The following is a 15997-nucleotide window of genomic DNA, read 5'->3' as shown; positions in this document are numbered from 1 at the left end:
AAAGCCGCCACGATGCGCCTCTTGTGACGTGTCGCCGCTCGCTGGGAGTGTCCAGGTCCATGAGATCCCCCACTCGGCGCGGGCTGTCGGCCGCCACCCGGGCCGCCGCGGCCGTCGCCGCGACCGCCCTGGTCGCTGCGATGGCCACCACGGCGCACGCGAACACCGAACCCACGTCCGGCTCCGGCTCCGGCGGCACCGCGCCGGCCACGCCCGCCCTGGCCGACGGCCGCACCACCGTCACCCTCGTGACCGGCGACGTCGTGGACGTCACCACCACCGACTCGGGCGCGCTGACGGTCGGCGTCGAGCCGGCCGACGGCGGCGCCGTCCGCACCCAGCAGGTGGGCGACCACCTCTACGTGGTGCCCGACGCCGCGCTGCCGTACCTGGCCGCGGGCACGCTGGACCGGCGGCTCTTCGACGTCACCGCGCTGCTGGAGATGCAGTACGACGACGAGACCGTGGCCGCGACGCCGCTCATCCTGGAGCACACCCGCGCCGCGGCACGCTCCGCCGCGGCCGAGCTGCCGGGCGCGAGGCGCACGCTCGACCTGCCGAGCATCGACGCCTCCGCCGTGGACGCGAACAAGAAGAAGGCGTCGGCCTTCTGGTCGGCCGTCGCCGCACCCGGGGCCGGGTCGGCGCGGGCCGCGCGCGGCGCGGCGGCGGACGCCGGGACCTTCCGCGGCGGCGTCGAGAAGATCTGGCTCGACGGCAAGGCCGAGTCCACGCTGGACCGCAGCACCGCGCAGATCGGCGCCCCGGAGGCCTGGGCCGCGGGCTTCGACGGCACGGGCGCGACGGTGGCCGTGCTCGACACCGGCATCGACGCCACGCACCCCGACGTGGCCGACCAGATCGCGCAGGCGGAGTCGTTCGTGCCCGGCCAGGCGGTCGACGACGACCAGCACGGGCACGGCACGCACGTCGCGTCCACGGTGCTCGGCACCGGCGCCGCGAGCGACGGCCTCTACAAGGGCGTCGCGCCGGGCGCCGACCTGCTGGTCGGCAAGGTGCTCGACAACGACGGCTACGGCCAGGACTCGTGGATCATCGCGGGCATGGAGTGGGGCGCCGCGAACGCGGACGTCGTCTCCATGAGCCTCGGCGACTCCAGCCTCAACGACGGCACCGACCCCATGGCGCAGGCGCTGAACGCGCTGAGCGAGGAGACGGGCGCCCTGTTCGTCGTCGCGGCCGGCAACAGCTACGCCGAGGGCTCGCTCGGCAGCCCGGGCACGGCGGACGCCGCCCTCACGGTCGGCGCGGTGGACGACGACGACGTGCGCGCCGACTTCTCCAGCTACGGCCCGCGCGTGGGCGACCACGCGATCAAGCCCGACCTGACGGCGCCCGGCGTCGGCATCGTCGCGGCCCGCTCGCAGCAGTCGGGCGGCGAGGGCTGGTACGTGTCGATGAACGGCACCTCCATGGCCACCCCGCACGTCGCGGGGGCGGCGGCGATCGTCAAGGGTGCGCACCCGGAGCTCACGGGTGAGCAGCTCAAGACGGCGCTGGTCTCCTCGGCGGCCGACATCGACGCCCCGGCGTACGAGGTGGGCACGGGACGCCTGGACGTCCCGGCCGCGCTGGACGGCGTGGACGCCTCCGGCGACGGGTTCCTCGGCTTCTACGGCTGGCCGCACGACGGCGACGAGCCGGCGAGCAGCACCGTCACCTTCACCAACGCCACGGACGCCGACGTCACGCTCGCGCTGAGCACCGACGTCACCGGGCCGGACGGCGCTCCGAGCGACCTGATGACCCTGTCCGCCTCCGAGGTGGTGGTCCCGGCCGGGGGCACGGCCGACGTCACCGTCACCGCCGACGCCGACAACGCAGGTCTTGCCGGCAAGTACAGCGGCGCCGTCGTCGGTACGGACGCCTCGGGCGAGGTGACGGTGCGGACCGCGGTCGCGCTGGTCAAGGAGGAGGAGCGGTACGGCCTCGACATCACGGCGTTGGACCGGTCCGGCGAGCCGGCCAGCGGCTACGTGGACTTCTACCGCTACGGCGACCAGTTCGTCAGCAGCCTGCCGATCGACCCGGCCACGGGCGAGGTGCCGACGCAGCGTCTGCAGCCCGGCGTCTACTCCGCCACGGCGTTCCTCGACGTCGCCGGCTCCAAGGGGCCCGGCTCGACCGGCGTCGCGCTGGTCGGTGACCCGCAGGTCGTCGTCTCCGACGCGGACCGGTCGCTGGTGCTCGACGCACGCGAGGCCGACGAGCTGACGCTCAAGACGCCTCGCGCGAGCGACGTCTCGTACCGCCGGTTCCAGTTCTTCAACGACTCCGGCATCGGCGGCCTGTACTCGACGTTCGGCGCCACGTACGCGGTGCCGGCCGACGTCGACTCGTTCTACGCCGCGAGGACGGGTCCGGTCGACAGCGCCGACTTCGACTTCGCCGTGCGGTGGCGGGCCACCGAGCCGGCGCTCGACCTGACGGCCTGGAGCCCGCTGCCGGTCGCGTTCGACCCGGTCTACCAGGCCGGTTCCGCGCGGCTCGACGGCCGGGTCTCGCTGCGGGCCGTCACGGCCGGCACCGGTACCGCCGCCGAGTACGAGGGCGTCCGCGCCGAGGGCAAGGCCGTGCTCGTCACCCGGGACGACGCCGTGTCCGCCGAGGAGCGGGAGGCCGCCGCCCAGGCCGCCGGTGCCGCGCTGCTCGTGGTGGTCGACGACCGTCCCGGCACCCTGGTCGAGAACGTCACCCAGGGCGACCTGCCCGTCGTCTCCGTGCCGGCGGCGCAGGGCGCCAAGCTCCTGAAGGCCGCCGCCAAGGGCCGGCTCACGCTGACCGGCAAGGCCGTCGAGTTCCCGACGTACCTGTACGACGTGTCCAAGAGCTGGCCCGGCGAGATCCCCACCGAGCTCGCCCTGGCGCCGACCAGCCGTCAGCTCGCCACGGTGGAGAGCCGGTACAACGACACCGCCGAGCGGCTCGCGGTCGACGACCGTGCCGACTGCCGCGACTACCAGTGGCCGCCGTGCCTGAGCGTCCGGGCCCTCCAGCCCACGGCGTCGGAGCGGACCGACTACGTCTCCACCTACGACGACGTCACCTGGTACGAGGGCGTGAACCACGAGAGCGGCTGGGAGCAGCGCGGCGTCCGACAGGCGTACGCGGCGCGCAGCACCACGGTGCGCGACTGGTGGGCTCCCGTGGCGGCGCCCCGCACGGGCGACGGCTACTGGGGTCCCTGGCACGGCGGCGACTGGTTCGCGGTCAACGTGTCCACGGCGGGTGGCCCGAACGGCCTGACCGGTGGGTTCGGCTGGGGCGAGACCCCGGTGACCTCCCGCCTCTACCAGGGCGACACCCTGGTCCGGGAGAGCATCGGCCAGGCGGTCCAGACGTCGGTCCCCGTGGCTGAGGGACCGCAGAAGTACCGGTTCGAGATCGACACCGACGCCGCCGACGACGCCCACCGGTACTCGACGAGCACCCGCACGTCGTGGACCTTCGTGGCCGATCAGGCCGACGAGGCGGTGCCCGGTGAACAGGGGACGCCGCTCCCGCTGGTGCAGCTCGACTACGACGTGGACACCGCCCTGGACGGCACCGTCCGGGCCGGCTCGACCGTCCCGTTCGCGGTGGAGCCGTACACGGTGCCGGGCGCTCCGCGGGCCGGGTCGGTCAACGGGGCGACACTGGAGGTCAGCTACGACGGTGGCAGCACGTGGTCCAAGGTCTCGCTGCGGCGCGACGACGACCGCTGGGAGGCGCGCCTGCGCATCCCGTCCCGCGGCGCCGACCTGGTCTCGCTGCGGGCGACCGCCCGTGACGACGCCGGCAACTCGGTGACCCAGGAGGTCACGGCGGCGTTCGGCATCTCGGGCAAGAAGTAGTCCCGCAAGAACGCCGACGAGGCCCGGTGCCCCGCACTCTGCGGGAGACCGGGCCTCGTGCCGCGTGGAGGCCTCGACCTGTCAGGCGACGATGTAGCGGGTGTCGCCGATCGTGACCTCGACACTCAGCGTGCCGCCCAAGGCCTGGGCGTAACGGCGCAAGGTGTCGAGCCGAGTCGATTCCGCGCCGCCGGACTCGATCTGCGAGACCCGGTTCTGGCCGACGTGCATGCGCTCCGCGAGCTCGGCCTGGGTCAGGGCCTGCTGAGTACGCAGCTCCCGCAGCTGCCAGGCCCGCTGGCGCGCGAGCAGCCGCTCCTCGGCGGCGGCCACCTTCTCCGGATCGACCGGCCGAGCACGGTCGAGGTCGTCAAGGTTTCGTGTCATCGTTCCTCTCCTCGTCCAGCGTCGCCGTCGGCACGCTTCCTGAGCGCTTCGAGATGGGCGTCGTAGCGGTCGTCGGCCATCGGGATCGCGGACCGGTACCAATCCTGCCAACGGCCTGCCTTGTCACCGCCGACCAGCAGGATCGCAGATCTCTCGGGGTCGAAGGCGAACAGCACCCGCAGCTCGCTGCGACCCGCTGATCCAGGCCGCAGCTCTTTCATGTTCTTGTGCCGCGATCCGACGACCGTATCCACGAGCGGTCGGCCCAGCTGCGGACCTCGGTCGCGCAACACGTTGAGCGCAGCACGAACCTGAACGAACGACTCCTCCTCCAACCCGGTCAACCACTCGAACACCGCCTCGTCGAACTCCACATCCCAGGACACGTTATCGGACTATCCTGATGTACTGATAGAGTCGCGGCGAAGAGTGCGGCGATGCGCTCTACTCGACGGGACCCCGTTCATCGGAGGAAGCCTCCCAGGACGTATAGGCATCGCGCGGGGTTACGGAGCGGCAGCACTGCTACCTCTCCGCAACCCCGGCTATCCGGGGATCCACGTCTGATCACTCGCGCGAGAACAGGCCTCCATCCCCACGCATGTGCGGTGGTGTGAGGAACCTCGGCCGGTTGAAGAGTGCGACATGAGGACGCTTGTGCCGTCGCGGGACACAAGGTCCAGCGCGGGCTTTCACCCGAGGCCGTAATCCCCTCCTCTTCGAGGCCCGAGTTTCTTCGCTTTGAGGGGGCTCAAAGCGAAGAAACTCGGGCCTCGAAGGGGATGTGGCCGCGTCGACCCCGGCGGCGGGGTCCGTTGCAGCCGGCCGACGGCGGCCGGTCAGTCAGTCAGTCAGTCAGTCGCAGCTGTCGCAGACGCCCGTCGCCGGGAGCTGCATGTAGCAGGTGGGGCAGGTCGGCGGGGCCGGCTCTGGCTCCTGCGCGGCCGCCGCCTTCGTCTTCTTCGCGGCCTTCGCGGCGCTCGTCCGGCCCGACGGCGTGGACGGGGTCGCCAGCACCAGGCGCTCGTACCCGCCCTCGTCCTTGCGCAGGTCCACGGAGTCCTTGCTGAAGAAGGCGGTCACCTCGTGTCCCGTGCCGGGCGAGACCGCGATGTACGTGCGCGGCGCCGGGATCCAGATGCGGGACGTGTCGAGGCCCTCCGCGATGGCCCGCATGGCCGGCCGGTTCGCCTGCGGTACCTGCAGCGCCTCGAGCGCCGCGTCGAGGGACTCGAAGTCGTCGCGGCCCGGGTCGCCGTCCAGGGCGATGAGGCACGACCTGCAGATCTTGAACTTCTGCCGGTCCAGCTCGGTCGCGGGCTGGAGCGTCGCCAACCGGCTCGGGGTCAGGTGCGGGCAGTCCTTGCCGTGCAGGACCTTTCCGTAGGGCACCCGGTAGAGCAGCTCGATCGGTATCTCCGCCCCCGCCTCCGCAGGGGTCACGATGGACGTAGTCACACTCCAGTATGGCGGCTCGCCGGACCCCGTCCGGCCACACGAAGATTTCTCGTGGTCGGCTGTCGTATCCGGCCCGGCCGTGCCGACCAAGGGGTACGACGACGGCAGAGCGCCGTCGGATCCGAACCAGGAGGAACCATGAAGTACCTGATCCTGATGCAGATCAACCCCACCGTCCTCGAACAGCTCACGCCGGAGCAGAGCAAGCTGGTCCAGGACGGGCACGAGGCGTTCATGGCGCACATCAAGGAGCGCGGCGAGTTCGTCGGCACGCAGGCGCTGGCCGACCCGAGCCAGAGCAAGGTGGTGCGGTCCGTGGCCGGGACGCCCCAGACCAGCGACGGGCCGTTCGCCGAGGCCAAGGAGTTCCTGGGCGGCTTCTACCTGGTGGACGTCGAGGACGAGGCGCGGGTCCTGGAGCTCGCCCGCATGATCCCCGACACGTCGATCGACGGGCTGGCGGTCGAGGTGCGGCCCGTGATGTTCAGCGACCTCGGGGACCTGTGAACCCTGGACCCGCCGTCGGCGAGGACCTGCTGCGCGAGCTGGCGCCGCAGGTCCTCGCCCGGCTCGTGCGCACCCACGGCGCGGGCCAGTTCGACGTGTGCGAGGACGCCGTCCAGGACGCCCTGCTCGCGGCGTACCGGCAGTGGCCGGCCGACCCGCCGTCGGACCCGCTGGCCTGGCTCGTCACCACGGCCCGACGCCGGTACGTGGACCGCGTCCGCGTCGACAGCCGGCGCCGCGAGAGGGAGGCCCGGGGGGCGCTCCTGGCCCACCCGCTGAGCACGCCGCCCGACGGCGCGGACCCCGACGCCTCCCCCGCCGACGACAGCCTGCTCCTCCTCCAGCTCTGCTGTCATCCGGCTCTTGCCCGCCCCGCGCAGGTCGCGCTGACGCTGCGCGCCGTGGCCGGCCTGACCACGGCGCAGATCGCGAACGTCCTTCAGCTTCCTGAGGCGACCGTCGCCCAGCGCATCACGCGCGCCAAGCGGCGTCTGGCCGAGCTCGGCGGAGACCTGCCCCGGCCCCGGGACGCGGCCGAACGGCTCAGCCCCGTGCTCGACGTGCTCTACGTGATGCTGACCGAGGCCCACCACACGACGTCGGGCACGCCCGCCCGCGACACGGACCTCGCGGCGGAGGCGATCCACCTCGCCCGGCTGCTGCGCCGGGCCCTGCCGAACGACCCGGAGGTCTCCGGGCTGCTCGCGCTCATGCTGCTCACCGCGTCGCGCGGACCCGCGCGGCAGGCGGACGACGGCTCCCTGGTGCCGCTGGACGAGCAGGACCGGACCCGGTGGGACCAGACCCTCGTGCGCGGGGGCGTCGCCCTGGTCGAGGCGACCGTACCCGGCGCGGCGCCGGGGCCCTACCTGCTGCAGGCCTGCATCGCGGCGCTGCACGCCGAGGCCGCCGACACCGCCTCGACCGACTGGCCGGAGATCCTCGCGCTCTACGGCGTCCTGGAGGTCGTGACCGGCCGCCGGAACCCGACGATCGCGCTCAACCGGATCGTCGCCGAGGCCCAGGTGCTGGGCGATGACGCGGCCCTGGCCTCGCTCGACGACCTGGAGCGGCAGCATCCCGGGCTGCCCCGGCTCGACGCTGTCCGCGCGCACCTCCTGGAACGCCAGGGCCGGACGGCGGAGGCGGCCGACGCCTACCGCCACGCCGCCCGGGCCACCCGCAACCTCGCCGAGCAGCAGTACCTCCAGCGACGCCTGCGAACCCTCCGGACGCCCTGAGGGACCTCACGACTCAAGCCGCCCGCACCGCCCCGCGCGGCCTGACGAGCCCCAGCTCGGCGAGGCTGCGGCCGGTGTCGACCAGCGTCTCCCGCACGGGCCGCATGCTCCAGCCCAGCTCGCGGTGCGCCTTCTCCGCGCTGACGAGCTCCGCGCTGCCGACGAAGTCGAGGCCGAGCCGCACCTCCCGGTCGAACCGGCCGATCGCCCAGAGCAGCCAGTACGGCATCCTGCGGCGGGGCACGCGGTACCCCTGTGGCTCGAACTCCTCGTCGAGGATCCGTGCGATGTCGCCGAACCACATGTTGTCGCCGGCGCAGATGTACCGCTGGCCCGCGGCGTCGGGCGCCTCCATGGCCAGCCGGTGCGCCCGCGCGACGTCGCGGACGTCGACCGGGGCGAAGCCGAGCTCCGGGACCGCCGGGATCTCCCGGCCGAGGAGCCTGCGCACCAGCGACACCGAGGTGCCCGACGCGGCGTGCTGCACCGGCCCCAGGACGAGCCCCGGGTTGATCACCGCCAGCTCCAGCCCGGGGTGGTCCGCCGCGAAGCTCCAGGCCGCACGCTCCGCCAGCGTCTTGCTCTTCGCGTAGGGCGCGATCCGGTCCGGGTCGCTCCAGTCCTCCTCGGTGCACCGCCGGTCGCCCGCGCGCGAGCGGGCCGCGCTCACGGCGGCGAGGGACGACGTCATGACCACGCGCCGCACCCCGGCCCGCGCGCTCGCCCCCAGGACCCGCAGGGTGCCGTCGACGGCGGGCCCGACCAGCTCGGACTCGTCCCGCGGCGGCGCGGCCGGGAACGGCGAGGCCATGTGCAGCACGTACTCCTGCCCGGCGACGGCCTCGTCCCAGCCGTCGTCGCGCGCCAGGTCGGCCTCGACCAGGTCGAGGCGGCCGCCGACGGCGTCGGCGACACGGTGCAGGTGCGCGACCCGGGCGGGGTCCCGCAGCGAGCGCACCGTCCCGCGCACCTCGTGACCGTTCCTGAGCAGCTCCTCGATCGCGTGCCCGGCGATGAACCCCGTGGCGCCGGTGACAAGAACCCTCGACATCGCGTCTCCAGTCTAAGCAGTGTTTAGATTATGAGCACCGTATAGATTGCGGCCATGGAGGTCAACGGGTCACGCAAGCGGGAGACGTATCACCACGGCGCGCTGCGCGAGGAACTGGTCCAGGCCTGCGTGCGGCTCATCGAGGCCGAGGGGATCGCCGCCGTGAGCCTGCGGCGCGTCGCACGCGAGGCAGGCGTGAGCCCGGGCGCGCCGTACCACCACTTCGCGGACCGGGCGGCGCTGCTGTCCGCGATCTCGGCCCGCGGCTTCGAGCTGCTCACGCAGGACCTGCTGAGCGCGGTCGGCCCGCCGGGCACGACGTCGGGCGGCGACGAGGTCTCGCGCACGGTCGCCGCCTACGTCGCCTTCGCCCGGCGGCAGCCCGGCCACTTCCAGGTCATGTTCCGCCCCGAGCTCTCCGAGCCCGAGAAGCACCCGGCCGTGCAGGAGGCGGGCGACGCCGCCCTCCAGGTGCTGACCGACCTGGTCGGCCGGCTCGGCGTCGCCGACCCGCACGCGCTCGGGCTCACGCTCTGGGCCACGGGTCACGGCCTGGCGGCGCTGGCGCTCGACGGCCTGCTCACCCAGAAGGCCGAGACCTGGGACACCGACCCCGACGAACTGCTCGCCCGCGCCGTCGGCCAGATCGGCCGGTCGGTCGACGCGCTCACCGGGCACACCGCGGAGAGCGGGCGGGCGACCGACCCGGTCGGCTAGCGGCCGCCCGCCCGGCTCATACCCAGCGCTCGCCGCGCCGGTTGGGCTCCTCGATCGGCGCTGCGTCCACGAAGGTCCGCGCCCGCACGGCGCCGCCGTCGTCCACGAGCCACAGGTGCAGGCGGGCCGAGGGCACCGGCCCGGGCGGCGGCACCGTGACCCGGGCGGCCGGGCTGAGCACGAACGGCTTGGCCTCGACGGTGTCCGACTCGGCACGGGTCGTCGCGGCACCGCCGCGCGCGACGTCGCCCGGCTCGCCCTCGCCGAACGGCGTGCCCGCCGGTGCCCAGGCCGCGCGGACCCGTCCGCGGACGACGCCGGGGCCGTGGTGGGAGACGTGCACGTCGAGGGAGAGATCGGCGTCCGGCACGGGGAGGTCGGCGCCCGCGTGCGCGGGGATCAGGTCGACCACGAGCACCGTCTCGGCGTTCATGTCACGGGGTTCGAGTCCGCCGCGGTCCTTGGGCCGGCGGTCGACGTCGAGCAGGCCCGCCATCTCGTGCTCGACGTCGGTGAGCTCCGTGTAGACGTAGCCGGCGAACCGGTCGTGCCGCCGCAGCTCCTGGGTCTGCCAGCGCAGGTGCCAGGACCGTTCGAGGCTGGTGAACCCCGCCCCGTACTCGCTGTTCAGCACGGGAACCCCCGTACGCGGGTGGTCCGCCGACCCGTACAGCGACTTCCTCGCCAGGAAGTCGGCCGCGAGCCGGACCGGGAAGTCCTCGCCCGTGCCGTCCGCGAGCGCCGCGACGTTCGCGGCCCAGGCGGCGGGGTCCTCGTCGTAGTAGTGCCAGTCCACGAGGTCGGTCCGGACGTGGGCCCAGCCGGAGTTCTCGACGATCGGGCGCGTGTCGTCCAGGGCGCGCAGCGTGTCGTAGGCCCGGACGGCGGCGTCGGCGCGGTCGGTGCTGCCGGGGATGTCCCAGTCGAGGCCCCACTCCTCGTTGTAGAGGCCCCAGATCACGATGCTGGGGTGGTTGCCGTCGCGCTCGACCATGGGCGCGACCTGTTCCTCGAAGGCGCCTGCCGCCTCGGGGCTGAACCGGCTGGGGGCGGGCGGCTCGGCCCAGACCAGCATGCCCGTGCGGTCGGCGTGGTGCAGCCAGCGCGGGTCCTCCAGCTTGATGTGCTTGCGGACCAGGTTGTAGCCGAGGTCGCGGGCGTGCTCCAGGTCGGCGACGAGCGTGTCGACGTCGGGCGCGGTGAGGCCCGAGTCGGGCCAGTAGCCCTGGTCGAGCACGCCGCGCAGGTAGATCCGCTCGTCGTTGAGGTACAGGTGCTCGCCGCGGCGGTCGATGCGGCGCAGCCCGCCGGTGATCGCGACGACGTCGGGCCCGGCGGCGTCGGCCGTGCCCGCTGCGTCGTCGCCCGCCGCCCGGGTGGTCACCGTGAGCACGTACAGGTGCGGGTCCGCCGGGCTCCAGAGCCGGGGTTCCGCGATCTCGATGCGGCCCGACGCCGCGCCCGCGCCGTCGGCGACCAGCTCGACCCGCTCCCCCGTGCCGCCGCCGTCCGAACCGGCCGCGCCGCCCGACCCGGCCGCACCCGACCCGGCCGTGACCTCGACCGTCACCACGGCTCCCGCGGGCGCGTCGCCCGCGACGTCGACGGCCACGTCGAAACCGGTCAGCGAGTCGCCCCGCACCGCGACCCGCGCCGCGTAGGTGCGCCCGCGCGCCTCCAGCCAGACGGGCTGCCAGATGCCGGAGGTGGGGGTGAACGAGACGCCGTCGTAGTCGTCGCGCGGGATGGAGCGCTGCTTGCCGTGCGGGATGGCGCGCTTGTCGGCGGGCGCGTGCACCTCGACCTCCAGCGTCCCGGTGACGCCGGGCGCGAGGACGCCGTCGAGGTCGACCTCGAACGGGGTGGACCCGCCGACGTGCTCGGCGACCTGGACGCCGTCGACCCTGACGACGGCGCGGTGGTGCACGGCGCCGAAGCACAGCACGGCACGCGCCCCCGCCCAGGCGGCGGGAACGGTGATCGCCCGCCGGTAGGTCGCGCGCTCCAGCCAGGTACGTCCGACGCCGGACGCCGCCGTCTCCCAGGCGAACGGGACGGTGACCGGCACCGTGCCGCCGGGCACGTCGAGGTCCCACGTGCCGTCCAGGCTGGTCCAGCGGCCGGAGCGGTCCCGGTCGGGCCGGGGGTAGGCGGGTCCGGAGGTGTCGGGACCGGACGTGTCAGGCCGAACGGCGTCAGGGCGCGGGAGAGCCGAGGTCATGTGTGTCTGCCTTTCAGGAATGCGAGGTTCAGCCCTTGACGCTTCCGGCGAGGATGCCGTTGATGAAGTGCCGCTGGAGTGCGATGAAGACGATGAGGAGCGGGACGAGGGCGATCGACGCGGCGGCGAGCAGCTCGCCGGTCACGGTCGCGTAGTCGGCCCCGACGCGGTTGCCGGTGATGTTCTGCGCGAGGGTGGACAGGACCACCTGCAACGTGGCCATCCGCTCGGAGCTCGCCGCCACCACGGGCCAGACGAAGTCGTTGTAGATGTTCATGACGGTCAGGACCGCCAGCCCGGCCAAGGCGGGCCGGATCACGGGCAGCACGATCCTGGTGAAGATGCCGAACTCGCCGCAACCGTCGACGCGCGCGGCGTCGAGCAGCTCGTCCGGGACGTCGGCGATCACCTGCCGCATCCAGAAGATGGCGAAGGCGTCGACGGCGCCTGGCAGCACCAGCGCCTGGTAGGTGTTGACCCAGCCCAGCGCCTTCATCTCCAGCAGCAGCGGGATGATGAGCACGATCGTGGGCAGCATCAGCGTGATCAGGACCGTGCCGAACAGCAGGTCCCGGCCGGGGAACCGGTACTTGGCGAACGCGTAGGCGGCCAGCGGGGCGCAGAACAGCGTGATGGCCCCCTTGGTGACCAGTACGACCGCGGTGTTGAGGAAGCCCTGGCCGATCGGCACGTCGGCGAACATCCGCCGGTAGTTCTCGAGCGTCAGCGCCGTCAGGTCCAGGCCGAGGGGGTCGCTGATGATCTGCGTGGCCGGCTTGAACGCCGAGACCAGCGCCCAGACGACCGGGGCGAGGAAGGCCAGGGCGAGCAGCAGCAGGAAGGCCTGCGAGCCGACGGCGGCGGGCAGCCCGCGGGAGCTCTGCCCGGGAGGCCTGGTCGCCGTCGCGCGGGTCCGGGCCGATCGGGTGCCGGCCGGGCTGGCGGCGTGCGTGGTGGTCATGTCAGTCCTCCGTCCGCAGGAACCGGACGAACAGCAGCGAGAGGCCCATGACGACGACCACGAGCAGGAACGAGTTCGCCGCCCCGGTGCCGAGGTCGCCCCGGGTGATGTTCTCGTACAGGTGCAGGCCCGCGGTGGTCGTCGAGTTGTAGGGGCCGCCGTCCGTCACGACGAACGGCTCGGCGAACATCTGGAACACGGCGAGCGTCTGGAGCACCACGGAGAACATCACGGTGCGCCGCACGAGCGGCACGGTGATGCTCCAGAGCTGGCGGGTGCGGGAGGCGCCGTCGATCGAGGCCGCCTCGTACACGCTCGCGTCGATCGACTGCAGCCCGGACAGCAGGATGATCACGATGAAGCCCGTCGTCTTCCACAGGAACAGCAGCGCGAGCGTCGGCTTGGCCCACTCGCTGGTGGTGAGCCAGCCGACGTCGGGCAGGCCGACGAGGTTGAGCAGGCCGTTGACCGCCCCGAACTCCTGGTCGAAGACGACCACCCAGATCTGGGCGACGGCCACGAGCGGCGTCACGAACGGCACCAGGAAGGCGATCCGGTAGAAGGAGCGCATCCGGATCTTCGCGTTGTTCAGCAGCACCGCGACGAGCAGGCCGAGCACCACCTGGACCGGCACGATCATCAGCCAGAGCACCGCCGAGTTGGCCAGCGAGCCCCAGAACATGTCGTTGCCGAGCAGGTAGGTGTAGTTGTCCCAGCCGACCCACCGTGCCGCGCCCGAGCCGCGCCAGTCGGTGAAGCTCAGGCGCAGCGTGAACAGCATCGGGTAGACGCTGAACGCGACGAAGATCGCGACGAACGGCAGCACGAACACGTACGGCGCGACCTTGCGGGGCAGCCAGGGCCGCAGCAGCGGCCGGCCCTGGCTGCCCCGGACGCGTTCCGGGCCGACGAGCGTGCTCACTGCCGGTCGACGAGGTTCGTCTGGATGTCGGCGGTCGACTGCTCGATGACCTCGTCGGGGGTCATGTCGCCGTCGTACATCCGCTGGACGTTCGTGCCGAGGTAGTCGACCGCGCCGGTCCACCAGGTGGGGGCGGGCGCCCCGCCGGGGATCTGCGCGCCGGCCTTGACGGCGGTGGTCCACAGGTCCTGCCCGCCGAGCCCCTCGACGGGACCGAACAGCGGCTTCGCGGGGTCGGCCGCCGGGACGTAGGCCGGGATCGAGGTCGCCAGGCCGTTCGGGTAGGTGTCGTTCTCGCCCCAGACGGCGCTGTAACCGTCCTCGTGGAACATCAGGAACTCGTAGAACAGCCAGGCCAGGTCGGAGTTCTCGCCGTCCTTGGGGAGTACGAACGACGACCCGCCCATGGCGCCGGAGCGCGCCCCGCCGTCCTCCCACGCGGGCAGCGGCATGGCGCGCCAGTCGCCGCTGGTCTTCGTGAGCTGCTGCTCGGGGGCGAAGCTGAACCAGATGGCCCAGGGGTAGAACACCTGGTCGCCGGACTCCAGCGCGCCGACGTCGCTGGGCGACAGGTACTCCGCCCGCGTACCCAGGCCCTCCTGGTTCACGGTGTCCAGCCAGCCGAGCACCTGCCGGTACTCGTCGGAGTCGAGTCGCAGCTCGCCGTTCTCGTCGGCCAGCGCCGTGCCGAGCTGGCTCGCGTACATCTCGAGCTGGAGCTGGCCCAGGAACGGGCTCTGCTCCAGGTGGATCGGCTTGGACCCCGGGACCGCCTCCTGGTACGCGCGGGCTGCCGCCAGCAGGTCGTCGTAGGTCTCGATCCCGGTGGCGTCGATCCCGGCGTCGGTCAAGGCCTTCTCGTTGTAGAAGAGCAGGCCCGGGTCCAGGTCGAACGGCACGCCGTAGATGGCGCCGTCAGTCGAGTTGACGTCGATCTTCTGCGGGGCGATGTCGTCCGTGTACGGGGCCAGCACGTCGGTGAGGTCCCACAGGTAGTCGGAGATGCCCGCCACCTTGGCGTCGTCGAGGAACACACCGTCGGGCACGTCGGCCCCGGTGATCAGGGTGTTCTGCAGCTTGGCGTCGATGTCCACGGCCTCGTGGTGCACCGTGACGTCGGGGTAGACCTCGTTGAAGTCGTCGATCACGGCCTCGAACACGTTGAACAGGTCGCCGGACCGGTCCCAGATGGTGATCTCGCCCTGGGGCGACTCCTCGGTGGGGGCCTGGAGGCGGTCGGCGGGCGCCGCGGTACCGGCCGCGTCGGTCTCGCCGCTCGTGATGGCGGGGCCGCACGCGGTGAGCGTGACCGCCAGGGTCAGGGCTCCGGCGGCGACGGCCGCCGCGGTGCGGGTGGTGCGAATCGGGTGCATGAGCACTCCCTTGTGCATGCGCGGGGCGTGGCGCTCCGCGAGGTTTTCAACGTGTGCAAACTAGCTCGGCTTTGCGTACGTTGCAAGGCCTATCCTTAGGTCCACCAGGACGAAAGGGGACCGCGGTGCCGATCACACTGCGCGATGTGGCAGAGAAAGCCCAGGTCTCGGTGCGGACGGTGTCGAACGTCGTCGCCGGGTACACGCACGTGAGCGAGCGGACCCGGCAGCGCGTACAGGCAGCGATCGAGGAGCTGGACTACCGGCCCAACCCGGTGGCCCGCACGCTGCGCACGGGCCGCACCGGCGTGCTGGCGCTCGTGGTCCCGGAGATCGACGTGCCGTACTTCGCGGAGCTCGCGCGGGAGGTGATCGACGCCGCCGCCGAGCTCGGCTACCGCGTCATGGTCGACCAGACCGGTCACGACCACGAGCGCGAGCGCCGGCTCCTGACGGGGGCCGACCGCACCATGCTGTTCGACGGCGTCCTGTTCACCCCCCTGGTGACGCAGGGCGAGCTGGCCGAGATGGAGCCCAGCCGGTCGATGCCCCTCGTGCTGCTCGGCGAGCACGACTTCGACGGCCGCTACGACCATGTGGCCATCGACAACGTGCGCGCCGCCCATGACGCGACGGCCCACCTCATCGCCACCGGCCGCACCCGTATCGCCGCGATCGGCGTCCAGCCCGACGAGGACTACACCACCCCGCGCCAGCGCACCCTGGGCTACGAGCGGGCGCTGGCCGAGGCGGGACTGACGCCGGAGCGCGAGCTGCTGCGCCCGGCCGCGCACTACAGCCGCGCCGACGGGTACGACGCCGCCACGGCGCTCCTCGCCCTGCCCGAGCCCCCCGACGCGATCTTCTGCTACTCCGACCTGCTCGCCATGGGCGCGATGCGCGCCGTCTTCGACGCCGGCCGCATCGTGCCGGACGACGTCGCCGTGATCGGCGTCGACGACATCGAGGAGGGCAAGTACACGCACCCCAGCCTGTCCACGGTCTCGCTCGACACCCCGTTCATCGCCCGCCAGGCCGTGGGCCGGATCGCCGAGCGCATCGACGACCCGGACACGCCGGCGGTCGAGGTCACGGCGCCGCACACCCTGGTGGTCCGCGAGAGCACGGCGGTGCCGGCCGGGGGCTGACGCGGCGGCCGTCCTGGAGTAGGCGGCGGCGTCAGGTTCGGCAGTTCGCATCAAGGGTCGGCACTTTGCATTGAGGTCGGCACAGGCCTGTGCCGACCTCAATGCAAACTGCCGAACCTTCGGGCGACCTGCCGATCCCGGCGCAAGGCGCGCCCGG

Annotated in this window: 13 protein-coding genes; 5 read left to right on the top strand and 8 right to left on the bottom strand. The window is 72.6% G+C overall.

Features of this window, described 5'->3' with window-relative positions:
• Positions 1–59: 59 nt before the first annotated feature.
• Positions 60–3854, top strand: a complete 3795-nt coding sequence (locus QRN56_RS10970) for a S8 family serine peptidase (RefSeq protein ID WP_285103097.1) — start codon at positions 60–62, stop codon at positions 3852–3854.
• 81 nt (positions 3855–3935) lie between these two features.
• Here QRN56_RS10970 and QRN56_RS10965 read toward each other — a convergent pair whose 3' ends face one another.
• From QRN56_RS10965 to QRN56_RS10955, 3 genes are all read right to left on the bottom strand, one after another.
• Positions 3936–4241, bottom strand: coding sequence for a helix-turn-helix domain-containing protein (locus tag QRN56_RS10965; protein WP_285103095.1), 306 nt, complete (start codon positions 4239–4241; stop codon positions 3936–3938).
• On the bottom strand, positions 4238–4627 hold the full coding sequence (locus tag QRN56_RS10960) for a type II toxin-antitoxin system RelE/ParE family toxin (RefSeq protein ID WP_285103093.1): 390 nt from the start codon (positions 4625–4627) through the stop codon (positions 4238–4240). The genes QRN56_RS10965 and QRN56_RS10960 overlap by 4 nt, the downstream gene beginning before the upstream one ends.
• Before the next feature lie 469 nt (positions 4628–5096).
• Complete coding sequence (locus QRN56_RS10955; RefSeq protein ID WP_285103091.1) at positions 5097–5699, bottom strand: hypothetical protein; 603 nt, start codon at positions 5697–5699, stop codon at positions 5097–5099.
• Positions 5700–5837: 138 nt separating this feature from the next.
• On the opposite strand from QRN56_RS10955, the gene QRN56_RS10950 reads away from it, so the two are divergent.
• On the top strand, positions 5838–6206 hold the full coding sequence (locus QRN56_RS10950; RefSeq protein ID WP_285103089.1) for a YciI family protein: 369 nt from the start codon (positions 5838–5840) through the stop codon (positions 6204–6206).
• On the top strand, positions 6203–7447 hold the full coding sequence (locus tag QRN56_RS10945; protein WP_285103086.1) for an RNA polymerase sigma factor: 1245 nt from the start codon (positions 6203–6205) through the stop codon (positions 7445–7447). The genes QRN56_RS10950 and QRN56_RS10945 overlap by 4 nt, the downstream gene beginning before the upstream one ends.
• A 13-nt stretch (positions 7448–7460) precedes the next feature.
• On the opposite strand, the gene QRN56_RS10940 is transcribed toward QRN56_RS10945, so the two are convergent.
• On the bottom strand, positions 7461–8498 hold the full coding sequence (locus tag QRN56_RS10940) for an SDR family oxidoreductase (protein WP_285103085.1): 1038 nt from the start codon (positions 8496–8498) through the stop codon (positions 7461–7463).
• A 54-nt stretch (positions 8499–8552) separates the two neighbouring features.
• Here QRN56_RS10940 and QRN56_RS10935 point away from each other — a divergent pair, with 54 nt between their 5' ends.
• Positions 8553–9215: a TetR/AcrR family transcriptional regulator gene (locus QRN56_RS10935; protein ID WP_285103084.1), complete on the top strand. Its 663-nt coding sequence runs from the start codon at positions 8553–8555 to the stop codon at positions 9213–9215.
• A 16-nt stretch (positions 9216–9231) separates the two neighbouring features.
• On the opposite strand, the gene QRN56_RS10930 is transcribed toward QRN56_RS10935, so the two are convergent.
• From QRN56_RS10930 to QRN56_RS10915, 4 genes are read right to left on the bottom strand one after another with little or no spacing between them, the layout of a single operon-like run.
• On the bottom strand, positions 9232–11436 hold the full coding sequence (locus tag QRN56_RS10930; RefSeq protein ID WP_285103083.1) for a glycoside hydrolase family 2 protein: 2205 nt from the start codon (positions 11434–11436) through the stop codon (positions 9232–9234).
• Between the two features lie 28 nt (positions 11437–11464).
• Positions 11465–12397 carry a carbohydrate ABC transporter permease gene (locus QRN56_RS10925; RefSeq protein ID WP_285103082.1) on the bottom strand — a complete coding sequence of 311 codons (933 nt, stop codon included), beginning with the start codon at positions 12395–12397 and terminating at the stop codon, positions 11465–11467.
• 1 nt (position 12398) lies between these two features.
• Positions 12399–13319 carry a carbohydrate ABC transporter permease gene (locus tag QRN56_RS10920; RefSeq protein WP_285103080.1) on the bottom strand — a complete coding sequence of 307 codons (921 nt, stop codon included), beginning with the start codon at positions 13317–13319 and terminating at the stop codon, positions 12399–12401.
• Complete coding sequence (locus QRN56_RS10915) at positions 13316–14692, bottom strand: ABC transporter substrate-binding protein (protein ID WP_285103078.1); 1377 nt, start codon at positions 14690–14692, stop codon at positions 13316–13318. Before QRN56_RS10915 ends, QRN56_RS10920 begins: the two co-directional genes overlap by 4 nt.
• Before the next feature lie 146 nt (positions 14693–14838).
• Between QRN56_RS10915 and QRN56_RS10910 the strand changes: the two genes are divergently transcribed.
• Positions 14839–15840 (top strand): LacI family DNA-binding transcriptional regulator, encoded by a 1002-nt coding sequence (locus QRN56_RS10910; RefSeq protein ID WP_285103076.1) that lies wholly within the window; start codon positions 14839–14841, stop codon positions 15838–15840.
• Positions 15841–15997 lie beyond the last annotated feature (157 nt).

This window comes from Promicromonospora sp. MEB111, assembly GCF_030209445.1.
Lineage (GTDB): Bacteria > Actinomycetota > Actinomycetes > Actinomycetales > Cellulomonadaceae > Promicromonospora.
Note: the sequence above shows the minus strand (reverse complement) of the source record. Positions and strands in the feature narration are given on the sequence as shown.